General features: G+C 37.0%; 2 protein-coding genes. Both read left to right on the top strand.

Translation table 11 applies throughout. The annotated features are described in order from the left end of the window. The coding region (locus DW005_RS13525) for an RHS repeat-associated core domain-containing protein (RefSeq protein ID WP_147324453.1) at positions 1–1,308 on the top strand (1,308 nt) is incomplete at its 5' end. A gap of 394 nt (positions 1,309–1,702) precedes the next feature. Beyond that, a partial coding sequence (locus DW005_RS14035) for a hypothetical protein (RefSeq protein ID WP_207658752.1) occupies positions 1,703–1,900 on the top strand: 198 nt, incomplete at its 3' end.

Raw genomic sequence — 1,900 nt, 5'->3', positions numbered from 1 at the left:
TCTTACATCGATGTCGATGTGACGCTGGGAGACAATCAATTGAACGATAATGTAGTAAACCATTATAATGCTTTGAATCAGCTGACCGAGACGCTTACGAAAAACTATAAAGTAAGCTTTACTTATGATGCCGAAGGACTTCGTACCGGTAAGACGGTAAACGGAGAAAAAACGGTTTATGTCTGGGACGGAGACCAGGTGGTAATGGAACTGTCAAAGGGAGGAACCGTACAGAAACGTTACATCCGTGGAAATGATTTAGTGTATGCCGATAAAGGAGAAAATACGGAGAAAACGTATTATGTCACAGATATGCACGGCAATGTGGTGCAGCTTTTGGATGAATCCGGAAATGTCACAAAGACATATGAGTATGATTCCTTTGGAAACGAAGTAAAACCGGAGAAAAAGGATGAGAACCCGTACCGTTATTGTGGGGAATACTACGATAAAGAGACGGAGGAAGTCTATCTGCGGGCAAGATACTATGAGCCGGGAGTAGGAAGATTTATCACAAGAGATACCTATACCGGGGAAAGTGATGAGCCGCTTAGTCTGCATTTATATACCTATTGTGAGAATGATGGGGTGAATATGGTGGACCCGAGTGGGCATTGGTCCAAATTGGCAAAGTATGCAGGATTTCATGTGGATTTTGATGGTTCTCCTTATGTGTATGCTCCGAAGAATTTGTATTTTGGAGGGAAAAAAACTAATCAAAAAAATCCGGCACATCCTTTGGATAAATTAAGCTCAGGAAGAAGCAAGAAGAATGGAAAGTGGGTGTGGTTTGGAATGCACACAGATAAAGCGGGAAAACCGGTTATTAGAACGGAATATGGTGGTTTTGGTGTGCAAGTGCAGTATTACGTATCGCAGACGTCAATGCATAAGAATACAAATGGAATTGAGGATCCGAGTAAATTGCAAAAGTGTTATGTTGATTCATCGAGAGTTCCTTATTTTGTTGTAAAAAGCAGAGATGAGATAGGAAATTTGTATTTAGTAATTCGAAAGAAAGGAAAAAAGGTTAAGAAATTATCTTGTGCGGTGGCAGCAGATGTAAATACTTCTATAAAGTATGATAAACAAGGGACTGAATATGGAGAAGGCTCTTTGAAGTTGTTGCAAAATTTAGGAAAAAAAGACAAATCAAATACAGACTATGGGGGAGATAGGGGTGACAAGTTTTTTGTTTATAAGTTAAAGGTGCATCCAGTGAAGTTTGCAGGAAGTGAAAAAAAGGTAAGAAAATTAGCGATGAGAGATAAAAAAGCGAAAAAATATTTGAAAAGATACAAAAAATGAAAACTTTAAAAGGATATCTATAACACATATGTAACAAAGTTAATACTAGATTAGAATGGGGGAGATGATAACTCTTAATATAGAAAACCAATTTATTGTATAGAGGGGTGGGGGGAGATTGTAGAGGAGAGTTAAACTAGTGTTTTTCCACACTACTAGCAAAACAAATCTGACTCGAGTTGGAAAATCATTAAAGGTTATTTGTGATAAAAGGCAGTTGGCAGTAAAGAGAAAAAGTGTTTCAAGTCTTTTATGTTATACTAACAAAAGGAGTGGGTTATAATTCTAAGATTCAATACCCGATACATCGAAATACTCATAGTACGGGTGGATTTACTGAGATATAAACTACTTGAAATTAAAAAATTTGATTATATGAGGGGGAAAATTAGAAATGAGATTTTTGAAATTCTTTGGTTTATTTGTGATATGTTTATTTTTTGTTTCGTGTGGTCTGCATCAGGATAGTACTACAGAGAAGCAAAGACATTTTGACTCGTCATCGAAGCAGAACTCCCTGGAAAAATCTAAATGGAAGGGTTCATTTTGGGTAGAAGCTGATAAAGATACAAAGTCGGGATATCCATATATG

This window comes from Clostridium sp. AF36-4 (assembly GCF_003435975.1).
In the GTDB taxonomy this organism is placed as follows: Bacteria; Bacillota; Clostridia; order Lachnospirales; family Lachnospiraceae; genus Eubacterium_F.
Note: the sequence above shows the minus strand (reverse complement) of the source record. Positions and strands in the feature narration are given on the sequence as shown.